Raw genomic sequence first — 18,573 nt, forward strand, 5'->3', positions numbered from 1 at the left:
TTCCGGCTTTCGCCGGAATGACGGGTTCAAGAGACGCCGCAATGACGGGTTCGAGGGGCGCCTCGGCCTTCGCCGGAATGACGGGTTCAAATGGCGCTGCGGCTCTTCCCGGAATCCAGCCTCCGCCGGAAGCCGACTGGAAAGGACGCCCAACAAAAAGCCCGCCTTTCGGCGGGCTTTCGTTTAGATCCGTGCGGACCGATGGATCAAGCCACGATCCCCTGACGCACCGAATCACGGCTCGGCGGCGCGTTGCGCAGCGAGGCGATGCGCTCTTCGAGCGGCGGGTGGCTCATCAGCAGCTTCTTCAGGCCGATGCCGACGCCACCGCTGATGCCGAACGCAGCGATGGTCTTGGGCATCGTGCTCTGGCCGTAGGTCTGGGCCAGGCGCTCGAGTGCGGCGATCATCTTTTCGCGGCCGGCCAGCGCGGCGCCGCCCTCGTCTGCGCGGAACTCGCGGTAGCGCGAGAACCACATCGCGATCATCGAGGCGAACAGGCCGAAGATCATGTCCAGCACGAACACGATCGCGAAGTACGCGATGCCGCCACCGCCGTTGTCGCGGCCGCCGTTGAGGTAGCCGTCGATCGCGCGGCCGACCACACGGGCCAGGAAGATCACGAAGGTGTTGAGCACGCCCTGCAGCAGGGTCATCGTCACCATGTCGCCGTTGGCGACGTGGGCGACTTCATGGCCCAGCACGGCTTCCGCTTCATCGCGGGTCATCGAACGCAGCAGGCCCGTCGACACCGCGACCAGCGCGTTGTTGCGATTGGCACCGGTGGCGAAGGCGTTGATCTCGGGCGCGTCATAGATCGCGACCTCGGGCATGCCGATACCGGCCTGCTCTGCCTGGCGACGCACTGTGTTGACCAGCCAGCGCTCGGACTCGTCGCGCGGGTCCTTGATGACGTAGGCGCCGGTCGCGCGCTTGGCCGACCATTTCGAGATCGCCAGGGTGAAGAACGCGCCGCCGAAGCCGAACAGCGCCGCGAACACGAACAGCCCGCCATAGCTGGACGGGTTGATGCCGAAGATCGCCATGACGATGCTGACCAGCGCCAGCACGGCGAGGTTGGTGGCGATGAGAAGACCGAAACGCTTGAACATTGGGTACCTTGAGTCCGGATGACGCCTGCGCCAGGCGGAGATGGAAACGTGACGCACCAATCTGCGTGCACGAACGCGCGATTTCAATTCGATACGGCGCAAGGCACAGTGGCGACCCCATGACAGTTCATGCGCCAGACAGTTTGACTGAACTAAGCGACGCGCCCGCGTATCGCGGCCGTTACGCGCCCTCGCCCACCGGTCCCTTGCATGCCGGCTCGCTGCTGGCCGCGCTCGGCAGCTGGGTGATGGCGCGGCAGGCGCATGGGACGTGGGCGGTGCGTATCGAAGACGTCGATCGTCTGCGCGAAGTTGCCGGCGCGGCGCAGTCGCAACTGGCGACGTTGCAGGCGTTCGGTCTGCAGCACGATGGGCCGGTGCTGGTGCAGAGCACGCGTGATGCGCGCTATGCGGCGGTCGTCGACGAGCTGCTCGCGCGCGGCGATGCCTTCGTCTGCCATTGCAGCCGCGCCGATCTCGCTGCGACCGGTGGCCGTCATCTCGGCGTCTGTCGTGCAAGCGGCACGCGACCGGATCCCGCGACCCGCCTACGTGTGCCGCCCGGTACGACGATCGAGTTCGTCGATGCGATCCGCGGCCGGCAGGTGCAGCAGGTCGATGTCGAGGTCGGCGATTTTGTGTTGCGGCGCGCCGATGGGTTCTGGGCGTACCAGCTCGCCGTCGTCGTCGACGATGGTGATCAGGGCATCACCGATGTGGTGCGCGGCGCTGATCTGCTCGACTCCACCGCGCGGCAGATCCTGCTGCAACGCATCCTCGGACTGCCGACACCGCGCTACGCGCATCTGCCGCTGCTGATCGATGGCGAAGGCCGCAAGCTGTCGAAGTCGGAACAGGCGATTCCCGTCGATGCACGCGACCCGATGCCTGCCCTGCACGTCGCGTGGAACGCGTTGGGACAAACGTCGATCGACGCGCACGCACCGGCGGCATTTCTCGAACGCGCGATCGCTGGCTTCGAGATCGCACGCATGCCGACGCACGATATTCGCATTGCTGCGACGCACAACACGGGTGTCACCCCCGTTGCATAGACTGCAAAGCCCGCTGCCGGACCGGCAGCACACCCCACAGACGAGGACGGCATGAGCGGACGCGTTGCACTGGTGACCGGCGGCACAGGTGGTATCGGAACGGCAATCGTGAAGCGGCTGGCCGACAACGGCTATCGCGTCGCCACCAATTACCGCAATGCGGAAAAGGCACAGGCCTGGCAAGCGCAGATGCGCGACGCCGGCTACGACATCGCGATCGCCTCGGGCGACGTGTCCGATCACGAAGCGGCGGAAAAAATGGTGCGCGACGTCGAAGCGCAGCTCGGGCCGATCGATATCCTGATCAACAATGCCGGCATCACCCGCGACGGCACGTTCCACAAGATGCACGCGCTGCAGTGGCAGGACGTCATCAACACCAATCTCAATTCGGTCTACAACGTCACGCGCCCGGTGATCGAAGGCATGCGCGAGCGCAAGTGGGGCCGGATCATCCAGATCAGTTCGATCAACGGTCTCAAGGGCCAGTACGGCCAGGCCAACTACGCCGCGGCCAAGGCCGGCATGCACGGCTTCACGATTTCGCTGGCGCGCGAGAACGCCAAGCTCGGCATCACCGTCAACACGGTGTCGCCCGGCTACGTCGCCACCGACATGGTGATGGCGGTGCCGGAAGAAGTGCGCGCGAAGATCGCAGCCGACATTCCCACCGGTCGCCTCGGGCGCCCCGAGGAAATCGCGTATGCGGTGAACTTCCTGGTCGCCGACGAAGCCGCGTGGATCACCGGCTCGAATCTCGACATCAATGGTGGCCACCACATGGGTTGGTGAGCCCGCCGCGCATCTCGCGCGAACCGTCGGCACCATACGTGCGCGGACGGTTCGCGGCACGACGCGGAAACGCCCCGTTCAGCCCCTTTGTGCAGTTGCGCCGGCCCACCCCGCTACGCCATGCTGCGCAGCATCAAAGGATCAGAGTGTTGGCTTCATGAGCAGTGCCGTGCGCATCATCAAGAAGTACCCGAACCGTCGCCTCTACGATACGGAAATCTCCAGCTACATCACCATCGAAGACGTCCGTCAGTTGATCGTCGACGGTGAGGATTTCGAAGTCCGCGACGCCAAGAGCGGCAATGACATCACCCGTTCGGTGCTGCTGCAGATCATTTCCGAGCACGAGTCGGACGGCGAGCCGGTGCTCTCGACCCAGCTGCTGAGCCAGATCATCCGCTTCTACGGCGACTCGATGCAGGGCTTCATGGGCAATTATCTCGAGCGCTCCATGCAGACCTTCCTCGACCAGCAGCAGCAGTTCCGTCAGCAGATGGGCGGCCTGCTCGGGCAGACTCCATGGACGATGATGAACCAGCTGACCGAGCGCAATCTGGAGCTGTGGAAGGAATTCCAGAAGACGATGGTCAGCGGCGTGGCACCAAGCGCGAAGCCTGCCGATCGAGATCCGCCAAAGCGCGGGCGCTGAGTTTTTCTACCGCTTCGAGACGACAATCCAGGTCGTCATTCCCGCCCCGGCCGTCATTCCCGCGAAAGCGGGAATCCAGGGACTTGGCTCTCCGTTTGCATTACGTGCGGGTTTCTCCGCTACGTCTTTGTGAAGCGATCTTCCAATGCTCTATCGGAATTCTTTCGATCTGTACGAAAGTCCCTGGATTCCCGCTTTCGCGGGAATGACGGGGCTTGATTACGTCGTGATCTGAGGGCGAGACCCATCACCCGCCGCTCAAATCCTTCAGGACACACCCATGCACAACACTCCACGCATCGCCATCGTCACCGGTGGCCTCGGCGGCATCGGCCGCGCCATCTGTCGCCAGCTCGCCGAACGCGGCGTCCATGTCGTCGCCGCCGATCTGCCCGCGGATACCGCGCGTCTTGATGCCTTCGCTGCCGACATGGCCGGCCTGCCGGTGACCACGCTCGCCGTCGACGTCGGCGATGCCGACGCCTGCGCGGCCGCAATCAAAGAGGTCGAGACGCGTCACGGCCGGATCGACATCCTGGTCAACGCGGCCGGCATCACCCGCGATGCGACGCTGCGCAAGATGGCGACCGAGCAGTGGGACGAGGTGCTGCGCATCAATCTCGACAGCGCATTCCACCTGTGCCGCGCCGCGGTCGAAGGCATGGTCGCGCGCGGCTTCGGCCGCATCGTCAACATCAGTTCGGTCAGCGGACAGACCGGCAACTTCGGCCAGACCAACTACGCCGCGGCCAAGGCCGGCCTGCACGGCTTCACGATGTCGCTGGCGCGCGAAGTCGCGGCCAAGGGCATCACCGTCAACAGCCTGTCGCCGGGCTACGTCGAAACGCCGATGACCTCGAAGATGCCGCCCGAAGTGCTTGCCCGCACCATCGCCGGCGTGCCGGTCGGCCGCGTCGGCCAACCGGACGACATCGCGCGCGCGGTCGTGTTTCTGACCGCCGACGATGCCGGTTACATCACCGGCATCAACCTGCCGGTCAACGGCGGGTTGCTCATGGGGTTCTGAGCGCGGCGGTCGTCTCGCCCTGCGCGTCTTCGCAGAACTTCGCGCGGTATTCCATGGCCTTGGGCATCAGCGCTTCCAGGGTCTGGATGCGGGTGCCGGGATTGGGATGCGTGGAGGAGAATTCCGGCGGCGCCTGGCCGCCACTGGCCGCGGACATGCGTTCCCATAGCGGCACCGCTTCGCGGGGATCGAAGCACGCGGCGGCGGCGAGCATCAGGCCGATGTTGTCGGCCTCGGTCTCGTGCTTGCGCGCGTATGGCAGCAGGTAGCCGTACCCCATCGCGGCCATCGCCATCTGTTGCTGCTGCGGGTCCATTCCGCTCATCGCGCCCGCCATCTGCCCGACCTGGGTCAGCTTCTGCTGGGCCATGCGCTGCGCGCCGTGGCGCAGCAGGGCGTGGGCGATCTCGTGGCCCATGACGACGGCCAGCGCATCGGCGTTCTCCGCGACCGGAATCAGGCCGGTATAGACCGCCATCTTGCCGCCCGGCAGGCAGAACGCATTGGCCTGATCGGACTCCAGCACGTTGACCTCCCATTCGAAGGTCTGCGAGAAACGCGTCGGTTCCAGCCCGTGTTCGCGTGCGAGTTCGGCTTCGACGACGTCGACCTTGGCGATCAGGCGCTCGGCGATCAGACGCACGTCTTTCGCGATCTCGCTGTCAGGATCGACCGGGCGTTCCTGGCCGAGGATTTCCTGATAGGCCTCCAGACCGAGCGCCTTCTCCTGATCCACGTCGAGACCGCGGTCGATCAGCACCGTCTCGCCGGTGACCGGGTCGACGCTCTGGTTGGAGAAGTAGTAGTACGCGCCGTAGCCCGCGAACAGCAGCAGGACCACGAAGCGCATGCCGAAACGGCGACGCGGCGCGCGGCCGGGCTGGCGACGGTCACCGCCGCCGAAAGGATTCTGTCGCATTCCAACTCCCCAGGCCGGTCGCCCGGCACACATTCAAAGTTCGCGTACCACGCGGAAACCGAGTCTTGCGTTTGTCGTATCCACCTGCGCCAGCGCCCGCCAGCTGGTGCGGGTCTGCGCCGGTGAACTGGCCCAGGACCCGCCGCGGATCACCTGGTTGCGGCAGCCGGGATTCACCCAGGCCGAGCCGTCCTTGGGCGCGCGCCGGTAGTTCTCGTGCCAACAGTCGGCCATCCATTCACTGACGTTGCCTGCAAGATCGTGCACGCCCCAGGTGTTGGGCGTGAAGCTGCCCACGGGCGCCGGTCCCCAGTAGCCGTCGCCGTATTCGGGGAAGGCGTTCCCCCAGCGGCGGCCGCTGGGCGAACGGTCCAGCGCGCCGGTCATGTTGCCGGCGCCTTCGGGCGGCGTGCCCTCGCCCCAGGGATACCGCTCGGCTGTGCCGTTGCGGTAGGCGTACTCGAACTCCGCCTCGCTCGGCAGGCGGTAGCGTCGGCCACTCTGCGCCGACAGCCAGTCGACATAGGCTTGCGCGTCCTTCGCACTGACATGCAGCACCGGCATGGTGTCGCCGGCCGGACGACCGACGTAGTCCGAGCGCCAGTCGACGTTGCTGCGCCGGAGAAAATTGCCGGTGCGCTCGTCGTAGGCCATCGAGAACCCCCGACGCACCGCGCGTGGCTGGTAGCCGGTGGCGTCGACGAAGCGGCGGAATTCCCCGACCGAGACCTCGCGCACGCCCATGGCGAACCCGCGTTCGAAGCGCACGCCGTGGCGTGGTGACTCGTTGTCTTCTGCGTCCTCGTCGCCCGGCAGCGCGCCCATCATGAAGCCGCCATGCGGCAGCACGACGACCTGCGGCCCGCGCGCGCCGCCTTCCAGCGCATCGGTGAACACCTGGCCAGGCCGGAAATCGCCGTAATGCACGTGCCGGTCGATACGCTCGCGCAGATCGTTGACCACCGGATCGCCCGGCTCGGCGATGCCGATGATCTGCGCCAGCCGCTCACGCGCGACCGCTACGCCGTTCATGGCCGGCAGGGCCTCGACCCCCTCGTCGCGCAGGCGGCGGATGTGCGCCGCGCGCCTGAGCTGCAGGCGCTGTCCGGCATCGCTGACGGTGTGGAACCCCGGACGGATCTTCGCTGCATGCGCCAGCCAGCGCGTCGCCTCTCGATAGTCCGCGCCATCGGCGGCGACTTCCGCGCGGCGGATCATTGCACTCTCGACGGCCGCCATGCCCTGCAGGGCGCGGGGGTGTCCGGGCCGCAGCTCGGCGGCCTCGCGAAACAATGCGAGCGCGCCACCGCCCGCCTCGCCGAGCTCGCCGGCCTGCAGCGCACGCTCGGCAGCGCGGTTGAGTTCCCAGAGCCGGTCGCTCTCGTCCACCCGCTCGAGATACCGCACCACCGCGTCGTCGCCCGCGGCCAGGTAGCGCGCGACGGCGGCGAAATCGTGCGCGGCGCGCAGACCCGCGATTGAATCCAGGTCGTCGGCTTCCCGCAGCGCCTGCGCGCCGAGTCCGAGCAGCCGCGCCTGGGCGCGACGCAGGCCCGTGCGCGCGGCGCGCTCGCTGCCGGGGCGCTGGGCCAGGGCGAGATACAGCGGGATCGCCGAGGCGGGCGTGGCATAGAGATCGTCGGCGGCCAGCGCGAGCCGCGCCTGCTCCAGCGCATCGGCCTCGGCGCCCGCTTCGATCACCGTCGCCGGCGGCGTCCAGTTGAGTTCGGGCACCACCGCATCGTCGCCGCTGATGGTCACGGTGCCATCGCCGGCTGCCGGATCGCTGTCGGCGGGTTCGCCCTTGCAACCCGCCAGCACGAGCACGCCCAACAGGCTGACGACGAAAAGACTGCGCAAACCGGGCTCCCTGGACGGCATCGCGCCAGATTAAGCCATCGCGGCCGTGGCGGCGATGCGACAGCACCGGCGATTGCCGCCACCGGCGCGCGCCGCTAGGCTTTCGCGCATGTCATCTCCCAACTCTTCCTGGATCGACGATCCGGCGATCCTGCGGGCCCGTCTGCCCGACGCCCCGTGCCGCATCGGCCTCGATACCGAGTTCATCCGCGAACGCACCTTCTGGCCGCAGCTGGCGCTGGTCCAGATCGCCATCGAAGGCACCAACGGCATCGAGGTGCTGCTGGTGGATCCACTGGCGCCGGGCATCGCCGAGGCCCTGCGTCCGATGCTGGCCGATCCGGCGATCCTCAAGATCATGCACAGCGCGAGCGAGGACCTCGTCGCGTTCGGCCACGCCTGTGGTGCGGCGCCCACGCCGCTGTTCGACACCCAGATCGCCGCCGCGCTGTCGGGGACAGGCGCGGGCATGGGCTATCAGCGGCTGGTGCAGGAAACGCTGGGCGTCGCACTAGCCAAAGGCGAGACGCGCTCGGACTGGCTGCGGCGTCCACTGTCGGCGACCCAGCTGGAATACGCGATTGACGACGTCGCACATCTGTTCGCACTGCACGACGTGCTCGCCGGCAAGCTCGATGCGCTCGAGCGCGCGGACTGGCTGATCGAGGACTGCGCGCGGCTCGTCGCGACTGCCGGCAACATGGAAGGCGAGCGCTGGCCGCAACTTGGCGGCCGCGCCGGGCTGTTTCTCGATGCCGACGCGCAACGCCGTCTGGCCCGCCTGCTGCGCTGGCGCGAGACGTATGCGCGCGCGACCGACCGGCCGCGCAGCTGGATCCTCGACAACGAACTGGCCACCCTGCTCGCCCGCGATCCACCTGCGGACACGACTTCGCTGCAGCAGCGGCTCGATGCGCATCCCAAGGCGCCGCGCAAACTCACCAGCGTGATCTGGCAGGCGCTGACGACCGAGCTCCCGGACGAAGCCGAGATGCCGCTGTCGAGTGGTGAGGAACCGGACCGCAAGCAGCTCAAGCGCCTGCAGCAGGCGGTGGCCGAGCGCAGCGCGCAGATCGGCCTGCCCGATGGCGTACTCGCGTCGCGCAAGTGGCTCGAAGCGCTGGCGGAAGGCGCCGACTGGCCCGGCGCACTCTCGGGCTGGCGTCGCGGTCAGCTGGAACCGTCACTCGCTCCGTTGCTCGACAGGGCTGGCGAGCCCGCAGCGGGGACCGTATAATCGCCACGCATCATGTGGGGCCATAGCTCAGCTGGGAGAGCGCGTCGTTCGCATCGACGAGGTCAGGAGTTCGATCCTCCTTGGCTCCACCACTTGATACCGCAGAAACGCCAGGACCCAGGTCCTGGCGTTTCTGCTTTCAGGGCGCGGCGGTCGCGTCGCTCAGGCGCGGTACTGCTTTTCTTCGACGAAGCGCGAGCCGGCCAGCCGGTTGATCGTGTTCTTGATCTGCACGCGATCGCCGTTGTGCCGCGCGACCGCGCGTGCAAGCTCGACGAATTCATCACCAAAATCCTGCGCGGCTTCTTTCGCGCGCAGCGCGTCCTGCACGTCCCACATGCGGGTATTGGCTTCGCGCAGCGCGGTCTTGAGCGCGGCCATCTCGGGCTGCGTCTGCGCCAGCGGCGCCCATAGCGGCAGCAGGTCGTCGAGTTCGGTGCGGACGTTCGCCAGCTTCTGCGCGTCGCCGATGCGTTCAGACTTGATCTCGAGAATGGTGATCTTGTCGGCGAGTTCGCCGATCGACACCGGAACCAGAAGCGTGCTCACGGGATGTCCTCTTCGCGCAGGTCGGGGGCCGGACATGGTAACGCGGCGCTGAAGGCGCTTCAGCCAGAGCGCATGCCATGCAGGCCGGACCGCAGCGCGTGCTGCGCCGCGGCGTAAACTCTGCGGCGGCGCGATCGGCGTCGAACGTGGAACCGCCGTGCGCTTCAAGGACCGCCTGCCCGAATGGCTGCACGACTGGCTCGACATCGTCACGCCGATCAGCCAGATCCTGCTCATCCTGCTGGCAGCCTGGCTGCTGCGGCTGCTGGTGCGGCGGGTCATCGACCGCGTGGGCCACCGCTACACGCTGCCGGCCGAAGCCGTGGTGGGCGGGCGCCGCGTCACGTCCTTCCTGATCTACGCAGCCGCGTTGCTGCTGATCCTCGAACGCCTGGGCGTGTCGGGCACCGTGCTGTGGACCGCGTTCACCGGCTTTGCCGCCGTGGCAGCGGTGGCGTTCTTCGCCGCGTGGAGCGTGCTGTCGAACATCTTCTGCACGATGCTCATCCTGACCACGCGCCCGTTCCGGCTCTACGACCATGTCGAATTGCTGGAAAACGGCGAGAAGCCCGGACTGCGCGGCCAGGTGGTCGACATCAACCTCGTCTACACCACGCTGCGCGAGACCGAGGACGGTGACGGCGCAGGCACCTGCCTGCAGATCCCCAACAGCCTGTTCTTCCAGCGTGCGCTGCGCCGCTGGCGCGGTGGCGCGTTGCCCGCCGAGCGTGGCCGGATTGCAGGCGACGCACTGGACGTCTGAGCGGATGCGCGAGGGACGGGGCGATTGCGCGCCCGTGCCGCCAGTCCGTCAGCCGGCTTCGCCCGGCACCTGCACATCGGTTCCCAGCACCTCGCGCACATACAGGCGCTTGACCAGCACATAGAGCACCACGGTCAGTGGAGCCGCCAGCAGCAGGCCTACCGTCCCCTGCAGGCTGCCGAAGATCACCAGCGAGAACAGCAGGACCGCCGGCGGCAGTTCGACCGCGCGCTGCTGGATCAGCGGCTGCAGGAGATTGCCTTCGATCTGCTGGATGACCAGATACATCGCGGCGGTGGCGAGGCCAATCTGCGGGCTCACCGTGAAACCGAGCAGGATGCCGGGGATCGCTGCGACGATGGGCCCGACGATCGGCACGAAATCCAGCAGGAAGGCGATCAACGCAAGCGCGAACGCGGCCGGCACGCCCAGCAGCCACAGCCCGAGTCCGGTCAGCAGGCCGACCAGCAGCATCGCCACCAACTGCCCGCCGAGCCACATCCGCAATGCGCGGCCGCTCGCTTCCATCGCCTCGCCGGCGGTCTTGCGGACGCTGCCAGGCACCAGCAGCAACAGGCCGTTGCGATACATCTGCGGCTGCGCGGCGATGTAGATCGCCCCGATCAGCACCAGGAACAGGTCGACCAGCCCACCCGACACCGTGATCGCGATCGCCCCGGCGCTGCTCGCGATCCGCCCCATGCTGTCGCGCAGGGTGTCGAGCTGCTCGCTGACGAGGCCGCCGAGACTGGTGCCGTCCAGCCATTGCTCGAACTGCGCATACGCGCCCGGCAAGGCCTCGGTCAGCGCGGACAGTTCACCCGACACCTGCGCGCCGAACAACCAGAGCAACAGCCCGAAGCCACTGCTCAGCACGACGAGCACCACAGCCAGTGCGGCGCCATCGCCGAGCGGCGTGAACCGTTGCAGCAGATGCGACAGCGACAGAAACAGCGCGGCGACGACGATCGCGCCGAAGACCAGCATGAAGACCGGCAGCAGCGCCCAGGCCAGCACCAGGACGACGACGAGTGCGAGGACGATCAGGACCTTGCGGGTGAACGGAACAAGATCCTGCGACGGCGCCATCGACCACTCCAGAAACGGACACGCGCCACGGAACTGCGGCGCGCGTTCTTATCCCACGCCAGGTGTCGATGCGTGGTGCAGGCATGCTTCAGCGCAGTTGGCTGTCCTTGCTGCCGCGGCGGTTGTAGCCGCTGTGCGCATCGCCATCGTCATGGGCGGCCTGGCATTCCACGCACAGCCGGACGCCCGGCACGGCGCGTCGGCGCGCCTCGGGAATCGGCGCATCGCATTCTTCGCAATGCGTCAGGCCCGGCCCGCTGCGCAGCTGGCTGCGGGCACGTTCGATCGCATCCTTGACCGTCGCGTCGATCTGATCCTGCACGGCGCCATCGCCAGCCCAACCCGTGGCCATGACGGCCTCCTGCTTGTCGCTTCCAGACGGTGCCGGCACGCTAGCAGCCGGCGCGTCGACCCGGGATGATCGGCGCGCCGGTCATAATGGCGTCGATTCCGCTGGAGGACCGACCATGGCCCTGACCCTGCTGCTGCGTTGCACCGATCTCGAGCGCACCCGGGCGTTCTATGCCGCGCTGCCCGGCTTCGACGCCTCCGCCTCTGCTGGCGACACCTTGACCATCACCGGTCATGGCGCGCGGCTGGTGTTCACCGCCGCCGATCTCTGGAGCCGCGCGCCCACCCTGACCGGCACGCTGTACTTCACCGTCGACGACATCGACGCCTGCTTTGCCCAGGTGCAGGGGCGCGCGCAGCTCGCCTGGTCGCTGCAGGACATGCCCTACGGCGCCCGCGAGTTCGGCATCGTCGACTGCAACGGCTACATCCTGGCGTTCCAGCAAGGCGCCTGAGATGTCGGATGTGCGTCTCCCACGGCTCGCCATCGTCGGTGGCGGGCCGGCAGGACTGTTCGCCGCCGAACGCGCGCGGGCGGCGGGGCTGGACGTCGATCTGTTCGAAGCCAAGGGTTCGGTCGGGCGCAAGTTCCTGATCGCCGGCAAGGGCGGCCTGAACCTCACGCATTCCGAACCGCGTCCCGCATTCGATGCACGCTACGGCGCGCGCGAAGCGGCGGTGGGTGGCTGGCTCGACCGCTTCGATGCACAGGCCCTGCGTGACTGGGCCGCCGCGCGCGGCGTGCCGACCTTCGTCGGCAGCTCCGGGCGCGTGTTTCCTGACGACCGCAAGGCCGCGCCAATGTTGCGCGGCTGGGTGCGGCAATTGCGCGAGGACGGGGTGCGCTTCCACGTGCAGCATCGCTGGACGGGCTGGAACGATTCGGGCGCGCTCGTGTTCGAGACGCCCGATGGCAGCGCGACCCATGTGGCCGATGCCACGCTGCTCGCACTGGGCGGCGCCAGCTGGCCGCAGCTCGGCTCCGATGGACGCTGGCAGCCGGTGCTGTCGGCACGCGGCGTGGACGTCGCACCGCTGTTGTCGGCGAACTGCGGATTCGACATCGGCTGGAGCGCGCATCTCACCGAGCGCCACGCGGGCGCGCCGCTGAAACCGGTCGTGCTTCACTGGACCGGGCTCGACGGCACGCCGCATGCGCTGCAGGGCGAATGCGTGCTGACGACGACCGGCATCGAAGGCAGCGCGATCTACGCGATCTCGGGCACGCTGCGCGACACGATCGCGCGCGACGGCAGCGCGCTGCTGGAACTGGATTTGGCGCCGGGACGCGATCTTGAGCGCCTGCAGACCGATCTGTCGCGCCCGCGCGGCCGCCGCAGCATCGGCGAGCATCTGCGCCGCGCGACTGGTCTCGATGCCGCGAAGACCGCGTTGCTGTTCGAACTGCTCGACCGCGCCGCACTCGACGACCCGGCACGCGTGGCAGCGGCGATCAAGCGTCTGCCGCTGCGGCTGCAGGCCCCGCGTCCGATCGCCGAAGCGATCAGCAGCGCAGGCGGCGTACGTCTGGAGGCGACCGACGACGCGTTGATGCTCGATGCACTGCCCGGCGTATTCGTTGCCGGCGAGATGCTTGACTGGGAGGCGCCGACCGGCGGATATCTGTTGACCGCATGTTGGGCGAGTGCCGCGGTCGCAGTGGATGGGGTGCTGGCTTGGGTAAGGCGCGACGTGGGCGCTGCCTGAGCAAGGCTGGGCACGCCACAGGTTGAGCGGTTTTGCGTGTGAAGCCCATTCGCGCGCGAGCGCGCTCCTACAGGACAGACCCGCGTTTCTGTAGGAGCGGCCTTGGCCGCGATGCTTCTGGCGTGGGCGCGCGAACCTGGTGGCCGATGAATCCAGTTCTGCGCGTGCAGGCCCGTTCGCGCGCGAGCGTGCTCCTACAGAACAGGCCCGCTTTCTTGTAGGAGCGGCCTTGGCCGCGATGCTTCTCGCGTGGGCGCGCGAACCTGGCGGCCGATGAATCCAGTTCTGCGTGCAGCCCCGTTCGCGCGCGAGCGCGCTCCTACAGGACAGACCCGCTTTCCTGTAGGAGCGGCCTCGGCCGCGATGCTTCTGGCGCCGGCGCGCGAACCTGGCGGCCGACCGAATCCAGTTCTGCGTGCAGCCCCGTTCGCGCGCGAGCGCGCTCCTACAGGAAGACCCGCTCTTCTGTAGGAGCGGCCTTGGCCGCGATGCGTTTGGGTCGCCGCGTGAACCTGACGGCCGATCTAATCCAGCGCTTCCATGAGCAAGAATCCCGATTCGAAACGACGCAGACGCCCATCAAGCGGATCCTCGAACGCGAGCGCGCGGGCCAGCAGCTGCAGCGGGGGGCGAGTTTCGTCAGCCTCGTCCTGCAACGTCGGATACCAGGGGTCGTGCAGGATCGGCGCGCCGAGCGCGGCCATGTGTACGCGCAGCTGGTGCTTGCGCCCGCTGACCGGTGACAACGCATAGCGCCATAGTTTGGCGCCGTGTTGGCGCACATCGATGTGCGTCTCGCTGTTCGGCGTGCCGTCGGTCTCGCACATGCGGAAGAACGGGTCTCCGCGTTCGATACGGCTGCGGCGCGTCAGCGGAAAGACGAGATCCGGCAATGGCGGCGCCAACGCTTCATAGGTTTTGCGGATGCGCGATTCGCGGAACAGCGCCTGGTAGCGCGCGCGACTTGAGGGACTGGCCGAGAACAGCACCAGCCCGGCCGTGCCGCGATCGATCCGGTGCAGCGGCACGAGATCCGGATTGCCGAGCGTCGCCACCAACCGCGTCAACAGGGTCTGGGTGACGAAAGCGCCGGTCGGCGCGACCGGCAGGCCGTGCGGCTTGTCGGCGACCACGAGGTGGTCATCGACATGCAGGAGACGTTCGACGGCATCGATCACCGGCTCATCGACAACTTCCCGGTAATAGCCGATCTCGGCGCCGACGCGATGCGGCGTCTCCAGCGTGATTGGCTCGCCGTGCGCGTCGAGCACCTTGCCCCGGGCGATGCGGTTCCGCCATGTGGATGCGTCCACTTGCGGAAACCGCGCGACTAGCGCATCGAACACGGTACGCCAGGGGCCCGGCGGCAACTGTAGCCGGCTTGCCGGCACGCCGCCCTGTGGCGGGAACCGCGGACGGCTCATGCGATCGCCACGCCGTCATTCGGCCGCATCGGCCTCTTCGCGGCCCTGCTGACGGATGACCGCTTCCTGGCGCGCATCCTCGATCGACCACAGGATCGCGCCGGTGTCGGCCTTGCGGGTATCGAACACGAAGTTGCCGGTCAGCGGCGTGTCGGGTTGCAGGTCGCCGGCCTCGTACAGCGCCCACATCTCTTCGCCGTAATGCGTGTCGGCGATTTCCGGTGCGAAGCGCGCCAGCGTGTCGCGAATGTTGTGCACGTCGCGCAGCAGCATCTCCCGCGCGGAATTGTTGCCGGCAGCGCTGACGACCTGCGGAAAATCGATCAGCACCGGGCCGTCCGGCGTCGCCAGCACGTTGTACTCGGACAGATCCCCGTGGACCATGCCCAGCACCAGCATCCGCACCACGTCGCGCACCAGCATCAGGTGCCATTCGCGTGCCTGGTCGGGCTCGAGGTCCACATCGGCCAGACGCGGCGCGCTGAAGCCCTCGGCATCGGTGACCAGGTCCATCAGCAGCACGCCGTGGAAGAAACCGTGAGGCTGCGGCACGCGCACCCCGGCGTCGGCCAGAGCGTAGAGCGCGTCGACCTCGGTGGTCTTCCACGCGGCTTCCTGCTCGCGGCGACCGAACTTGGTCGCCTTGCCCATCGCACGCTGCTCGCGGCTGCCGCGGACCTTGCGGCCCTCCTGGTACTGCACGCGGGCCTGGAAACTGCGCTGCGCCATGTCCTTGTAGACCTTCGCGCAACGCACCTCGTCGCCGACCTGGACGACATAGACCGAGGCCTCCTTGCCGCTCTTGAGCGGTCGCAGCACCGCATCGATGATGCCGTCCTCGATCAGTGGCTGCAGTCCCTGCGGGATCTTCATGGCGCGATGGGCTTTCGGAATTGGCCGGACATTGTGCGGCCTGCGCCGGCCGCGCGCCCGAACGGCACCCGACCGGCGGACGGCATCATCGCGTCGGCAGCCCCATTTCCTCGAGCAATGCGGGCGCCGGGTACACCTTGGCCATCAGCCAGCGCATGTAGCGCATGTCGACGTGGATGGCGCGCTTGTAGCGCGGATCGAACCACCAACTGGCGCTGACCGACTCCCAGTTGCTGTCGAAGTTCAGGCCGACCAGCTCGCCGCGCGCGTTGAGCACCGGCGAGCCGGAGTTGCCGCCGGTAGTATCGAGATTGGTCAGGAAGTTCACCGGCTGGGTGCCGAGCGAGGCTTCGGCGGTGCCTTCGAAATCCCCCTTGGCGATTGCGTCGAGCAGCGGCTGCGGTGCGTCGAACGGCACCTGCCCGGTGTGCTTCTCGACGATGCCGGCGACGGTGGTCACCGGCGAGAACGCCACCGCGTCACGCGGCGCCAGCGCTTCGACGCGGCCGTAGCTCACGCGCAGCGTGCCGTTGGCATCCGGATACACCGCACGCCCCTGCTGCGCGCGCCATGCGAACAGGGCGCGCATGTAGGCCGGCCGCAGTCGCAGCTGTTCGCCTTCGCGGGTCTTGCGCGCGTCCTCGGCTTCGAGCTGGGCGGCGACCAGCTGCGCGGCCAGCGCGAGCAGCGGATCGTCGGCCAGAGGACGGCCGGCGCGGGCATCGGAGAAGCGCGACAGGCGCTCGGTCTCCTCGCCCAATGTGGTGCGCGCATAGACCGTGTCCAACGCCGTCTTCAGCGATTCCGGTGTGCGGCCGAACGCGGCATCGAAGGCCGGCAGGCGCTGCGCGTCCGGCAACTGCTGGTAGCGTCCGACCAGGACCGAAAGCAGCGCCTTCTCCGCGGACGGCGCGTACCGACGCTGCGCCTGGCGCAGCACGCCTTCGATCAGGGCATGGTCACGCTGCTGGTAGCCACTCTCGCGCGCGGCATCGTCGGGCTTCGCCGATTCGATGCGCAGGCGTTCGAGCAGCAGCGCCGAGCGCAGCAGCTGGGTCTGGCTGGCGACGAGCGTCAATAGCTGGTCGCGCGCGGCGGCGTCATCGGCCTGTCCGAGGATCGCCTGCAGCGTGGTGATGTCGGCAGCGTCTTCGCCGCGCGTCGCGGCCAGCATCGCGGCCTCGTCCTCGCCGCGCAGGCGCACTGCATCGCTGCGCAGCACGCCTTCGAGCTCACCGGCGGCGCGCTTGCGGTTGTTTTTCAGCGACTGCAGCTGCGAGGCGTAGCGCGTGCGGATGTCCGCATCGTCCTGGCCTGCGGTCTCGACCGCATCGATCAACGCATCGAAGACCGCCACGCGCTGCGGCAGCACGCGTGCGACCTGGGCATCGAATTCGGCCGCGGTGCGGTGACGGAACGTCGTGCCCGGATAACCCGCCAGCATTGCGTAATCGCCCGCATGCAGGCCGCCGCGGGCGATCTGCAGATGCGCCGGCGGCGCGTAGGGCACGTTGTCGGCGCTGTAGTCGGCCGGCTTGCCGTCACGGCCGACGTAGGCGCGCAGCAGGGTGAAATCGCCGGTGTGGCGCGGCCACATGAAGTTGTCGATCTCGTCGCCGTAGTTGCCAATCGCGCGCGGTGGCGCATAGACCAAGCGCACGTCGCGCAGCTCGAGCTGGCGGATGCGGTAGAAATCGGTGCCGTAATACATGTTGGCGACGCTGCAACGCACCTCGCCCGACTGCTCGCACTTGGCCACGATGCGCTTGCCGGCGGCGTCCACCGCATCGAAATACGCGCGACCCGTCTTGCCGCGTGCTTCGGCCAGCACTTCGTCGGTGACCTTGTCGAAACCGACCGTCACCAGCACACGGAAATCGGGATTCGAGGGACGCTCGTCGGCGCGGCCGTCCGCGATGAACCCGCCGTCGATGATGTTGTGCTCGGCGCTGCTGTTGTACTGGATCACGCCGTAGGCGACGTGGTGGTTGGTCAGCAGCAGACCTTCATCAGAGACGAAGGCACCGGTGCCACCCCCGACCTTGACCACGGCGCTGAGCGGCGGCGCGGTGACGTCGGCCAATGCATCGGCGCGACCGCGGAAACCCGCTTCGCGCATCGGCTTGGCGATGTCGGGCAGCTGGCTTGGCATCCACATGCCCTCATCGGCGTGTGCGGTCACAGTGGCGGAAAGCGCGAGGCCGGCAACGAGCGCGGCGGTGGCGGGACGGCGTAGCGGCATGCGGACATCCGAAAGAACCTGGCAAGCCGCGACCTTAGCCAGCGGCGGCCGCCGGGGCAACGGGCGGAGGTCATGGCGGCACGATTCAAGGGTGAGGCGGGCTTGCGCTGCGCCCGCCTTTTCTCTTCCCCCTTTGGGGGGAAGAGCCTGGCCCGTACTTGATACGGGGTGCCCGGAGGGCGGATGAGGGGGCTTTGAGGGCTTCAGCTGCAAAGCCTAACCCTCACCCGACGCGCTTTGCGCGTCGACCCCGGCTCAGGCTCTCTCCCGAAGGGGAGAGGTGCTGGCATCGCGGCAACTGGAAAAGATGCGAATCAACTCTCCGCCGGACGCACCCGCCAGACCGGCGTCATCGTGACCGTTTCCGATTCGCTCATCAGCTGCAGTTCCCCGTCCTGGATCATCGCGGTCAGGCGCATGCTCCGCTGCAGGAGGCCGACCGCTTCCTCGATTTTCGCGGGTTCGAGATCGACCACGGTGAGATTCTTCAGGCGTGTCAGCGAGTTCGCGATCCGGTCCCACCAGATCTGCGCCGCATTGCCGCTGTAGTTGACCACCACGACATGACGCGCGCGGCCGCTGGCCTTGCGGATGCGGCTCTCGTCCGGCTGGCCGAGATCGATCCACTGCTCGATGTCACCGGTGTAGTCGCGGCGCCACAGGTCGGGTTCTTCTTCGTTGCTGAGGCCGCGGCCGAATTCCAGGCGCTCCTCGGCGAACAGCGCGAAGGTGATCAACCGCACCATCAGACGCGCCTCTGTTTCCGACGGGTGCTGCGCCAGCACGAGGTCGTGCGAGGCGTAGTAATGCCGGTCCATGTCGGTGACCTGGAGTTCGGCTTTGTAGACGGTGGCCTTGGGCGCCATAAGAAAGGGTCTGCGCGAGTGAGGCGCGATTGTAGGTTAAACAGGTGTCAACGCCGGG

Annotated in this window: 18 protein-coding genes and 1 tRNA gene; 9 read left to right on the plus strand and 10 right to left on the minus strand. The window is 67.6% G+C overall.

The genetic code is table 11. From position 1 onward, the window contains the following. Positions 1–206 precede the first annotated feature (206 nt). Positions 207–1,112 (minus strand): protease HtpX, encoded by a 906-nt coding sequence (gene htpX / locus J2X52_RS05360; protein ID WP_310149797.1) that lies wholly within the window; start codon positions 1,110–1,112, stop codon positions 207–209. Positions 1,113–1,231: 119 nt separating this feature from the next. Between htpX and gluQRS the strand changes: the two genes are divergently transcribed. The 4 genes from gluQRS to J2X52_RS05380 all read left to right on the plus strand — a co-directional run bounded on the left by gluQRS (position 1,232) and on the right by J2X52_RS05380 (position 4,635). Further along, positions 1,232–2,167, plus strand: coding sequence for a tRNA glutamyl-Q(34) synthetase GluQRS (gene gluQRS, locus J2X52_RS05365; protein WP_310149800.1), 936 nt, complete (start codon positions 1,232–1,234; stop codon positions 2,165–2,167). Between the two features lie 51 nt (positions 2,168–2,218). Then, positions 2,219–2,959 carry an acetoacetyl-CoA reductase gene (gene phbB, locus J2X52_RS05370; protein WP_310149803.1) on the plus strand — a complete coding sequence of 247 codons (741 nt, stop codon included), beginning with the start codon at positions 2,219–2,221 and terminating at the stop codon, positions 2,957–2,959. Positions 2,960–3,116: 157 nt separating this feature from the next. Then, positions 3,117–3,608 (plus strand): polyhydroxyalkanoate synthesis repressor PhaR, encoded by a 492-nt coding sequence (gene phaR, locus J2X52_RS05375; RefSeq protein WP_310149805.1) that lies wholly within the window; start codon positions 3,117–3,119, stop codon positions 3,606–3,608. 280 nt (positions 3,609–3,888) lie between these two features. Beyond that, positions 3,889–4,635, plus strand: a complete 747-nt coding sequence (locus J2X52_RS05380) for a beta-ketoacyl-ACP reductase (RefSeq protein WP_310149808.1) — start codon at positions 3,889–3,891, stop codon at positions 4,633–4,635. Here J2X52_RS05380 and J2X52_RS05385 read toward each other — a convergent pair. After that, positions 4,622–5,485, minus strand: coding sequence for a M48 family metallopeptidase (locus J2X52_RS05385; protein WP_310150278.1), 864 nt, complete (start codon positions 5,483–5,485; stop codon positions 4,622–4,624). The two genes, J2X52_RS05380 and J2X52_RS05385, sit on opposite strands and share 14 nt — an antisense overlap. A 102-nt stretch (positions 5,486–5,587) precedes the next feature. Then, the gene (locus J2X52_RS05390; RefSeq protein ID WP_310149811.1) at positions 5,588–7,414 is read right to left on the minus strand and encodes a formylglycine-generating enzyme family protein; all 1,827 of its coding nucleotides are present in this window, start codon (positions 7,412–7,414) and stop codon (positions 5,588–5,590) included. A 109-nt stretch (positions 7,415–7,523) separates the two neighbouring features. On the opposite strand from J2X52_RS05390, the gene rnd reads away from it, so the two are divergent. Both rnd and J2X52_RS05400 read left to right on the plus strand, forming a co-directional pair. Beyond that, positions 7,524–8,651 (plus strand): ribonuclease D, encoded by a 1,128-nt coding sequence (gene rnd, locus J2X52_RS05395; protein ID WP_310149815.1) that lies wholly within the window; start codon positions 7,524–7,526, stop codon positions 8,649–8,651. 16 nt (positions 8,652–8,667) lie between these two features. Continuing rightward, positions 8,668–8,743: transfer RNA gene (locus J2X52_RS05400), tRNA-Ala, on the plus strand. A gap of 70 nt (positions 8,744–8,813) precedes the next feature. Here J2X52_RS05400 and J2X52_RS05405 read toward each other — a convergent pair. After that, a complete protein-coding gene (locus J2X52_RS05405; RefSeq protein ID WP_310149818.1) occupies positions 8,814–9,200 on the minus strand; it encodes a DUF6165 family protein in 387 nt (128 codons plus the stop codon). 175 nt (positions 9,201–9,375) lie between these two features. Here J2X52_RS05405 and J2X52_RS05410 point away from each other — a divergent pair, with 175 nt between their 5' ends. Beyond that, positions 9,376–9,963, plus strand: a complete 588-nt coding sequence (locus tag J2X52_RS05410; RefSeq protein WP_310150281.1) for a mechanosensitive ion channel family protein — start codon at positions 9,376–9,378, stop codon at positions 9,961–9,963. 48 nt (positions 9,964–10,011) lie between these two features. Here the strand turns inward: J2X52_RS05410 and J2X52_RS05415 are convergent, their stop codons facing one another. Then, on the minus strand, positions 10,012–11,052 hold the full coding sequence (locus tag J2X52_RS05415; protein WP_310149821.1) for an AI-2E family transporter: 1,041 nt from the start codon (positions 11,050–11,052) through the stop codon (positions 10,012–10,014). An 88-nt stretch (positions 11,053–11,140) separates the two neighbouring features. Next, positions 11,141–11,404: a DksA/TraR family C4-type zinc finger protein gene (locus J2X52_RS05420; RefSeq protein WP_310149824.1), complete on the minus strand. Its 264-nt coding sequence runs from the start codon at positions 11,402–11,404 to the stop codon at positions 11,141–11,143. 115 nt (positions 11,405–11,519) lie between these two features. On the opposite strand from J2X52_RS05420, the gene J2X52_RS05425 reads away from it, so the two are divergent. Both J2X52_RS05425 and J2X52_RS05430 read left to right on the plus strand, forming a co-directional pair. After that, entirely contained in the window at positions 11,520–11,858 is a 339-nt protein-coding gene (locus tag J2X52_RS05425) for a VOC family protein (RefSeq protein WP_310149827.1), read from the plus strand. 1 nt (position 11,859) lies between these two features. Then, the gene (locus J2X52_RS05430; RefSeq protein ID WP_310149830.1) at positions 11,860–13,110 is read left to right on the plus strand and encodes a TIGR03862 family flavoprotein; all 1,251 of its coding nucleotides are present in this window, start codon (positions 11,860–11,862) and stop codon (positions 13,108–13,110) included. A 524-nt stretch (positions 13,111–13,634) separates the two neighbouring features. Here the strand turns inward: J2X52_RS05430 and J2X52_RS05435 are convergent. The 4 genes from J2X52_RS05435 to J2X52_RS05450 all read right to left on the minus strand — a co-directional run bounded on the left by J2X52_RS05435 (position 13,635) and on the right by J2X52_RS05450 (position 18,515). Continuing rightward, positions 13,635–14,534, minus strand: coding sequence for a pseudouridine synthase (locus J2X52_RS05435; RefSeq protein ID WP_310149832.1), 900 nt, complete (start codon positions 14,532–14,534; stop codon positions 13,635–13,637). 15 nt (positions 14,535–14,549) lie between these two features. Beyond that, positions 14,550–15,407: a PA4780 family RIO1-like protein kinase gene (locus tag J2X52_RS05440; protein WP_310149836.1), complete on the minus strand. Its 858-nt coding sequence runs from the start codon at positions 15,405–15,407 to the stop codon at positions 14,550–14,552. Between the two features lie 85 nt (positions 15,408–15,492). Next, positions 15,493–17,649, minus strand: coding sequence for a S46 family peptidase (locus J2X52_RS05445; RefSeq protein WP_310149838.1), 2,157 nt, complete (start codon positions 17,647–17,649; stop codon positions 15,493–15,495). 314 nt (positions 17,650–17,963) lie between these two features. Beyond that, positions 17,964–18,515 carry a YaeQ family protein gene (locus J2X52_RS05450; protein ID WP_310149841.1) on the minus strand — a complete coding sequence of 184 codons (552 nt, stop codon included), beginning with the start codon at positions 18,513–18,515 and terminating at the stop codon, positions 17,964–17,966. Positions 18,516–18,573 lie beyond the last annotated feature (58 nt).

Origin of the sequence: Luteimonas sp. 3794, assembly GCF_031456825.1 — a bacterium.
Taxonomy (GTDB): Bacteria; Pseudomonadota; Gammaproteobacteria; order Xanthomonadales; family Xanthomonadaceae; genus Luteimonas.

What these genes read in the sequence shown, in the direction of transcription:
- J2X52_RS05385 (WP_310150278.1), bottom strand. Translation starts at nt 5,485, where the DNA reads ATGCGCTTCGTGGTCCTGCTGCTGTTCGCGGGCTACGGCGCGTACTAC.
- J2X52_RS05425 (WP_310149827.1), top strand. Translation starts at nt 11,520, where the DNA reads ATGGCCCTGACCCTGCTGCTGCGTTGCACCGATCTCGAGCGCACCCGG.
- gluQRS (WP_310149800.1), top strand. Translation starts at nt 1,232, where the DNA reads ATGACAGTTCATGCGCCAGACAGTTTGACTGAACTAAGCGACGCGCCC.
- J2X52_RS05415 (WP_310149821.1), bottom strand. Translation starts at nt 11,052, where the DNA reads ATGGCGCCGTCGCAGGATCTTGTTCCGTTCACCCGCAAGGTCCTGATC.
- J2X52_RS05380 (WP_310149808.1), top strand. Translation starts at nt 3,889, where the DNA reads ATGCACAACACTCCACGCATCGCCATCGTCACCGGTGGCCTCGGCGGC.
- J2X52_RS05450 (WP_310149841.1), bottom strand. Translation starts at nt 18,515, where the DNA reads ATGGCGCCCAAGGCCACCGTCTACAAAGCCGAACTCCAGGTCACCGAC.
- J2X52_RS05430 (WP_310149830.1), top strand. Translation starts at nt 11,860, where the DNA reads ATGTCGGATGTGCGTCTCCCACGGCTCGCCATCGTCGGTGGCGGGCCG.
- phbB (WP_310149803.1), top strand. Translation starts at nt 2,219, where the DNA reads ATGAGCGGACGCGTTGCACTGGTGACCGGCGGCACAGGTGGTATCGGA.
- rnd (WP_310149815.1), top strand. Translation starts at nt 7,524, where the DNA reads ATGTCATCTCCCAACTCTTCCTGGATCGACGATCCGGCGATCCTGCGG.
- J2X52_RS05445 (WP_310149838.1), bottom strand. Translation starts at nt 17,649, where the DNA reads ATGCCGCTACGCCGTCCCGCCACCGCCGCGCTCGTTGCCGGCCTCGCG.
- J2X52_RS05435 (WP_310149832.1), bottom strand. Translation starts at nt 14,534, where the DNA reads ATGAGCCGTCCGCGGTTCCCGCCACAGGGCGGCGTGCCGGCAAGCCGG.
- phaR (WP_310149805.1), top strand. Translation starts at nt 3,117, where the DNA reads ATGAGCAGTGCCGTGCGCATCATCAAGAAGTACCCGAACCGTCGCCTC.
- J2X52_RS05440 (WP_310149836.1), bottom strand. Translation starts at nt 15,407, where the DNA reads ATGAAGATCCCGCAGGGACTGCAGCCACTGATCGAGGACGGCATCATC.
- htpX (WP_310149797.1), bottom strand. Translation starts at nt 1,112, where the DNA reads ATGTTCAAGCGTTTCGGTCTTCTCATCGCCACCAACCTCGCCGTGCTG.
- J2X52_RS05420 (WP_310149824.1), bottom strand. Translation starts at nt 11,404, where the DNA reads ATGGCCACGGGTTGGGCTGGCGATGGCGCCGTGCAGGATCAGATCGAC.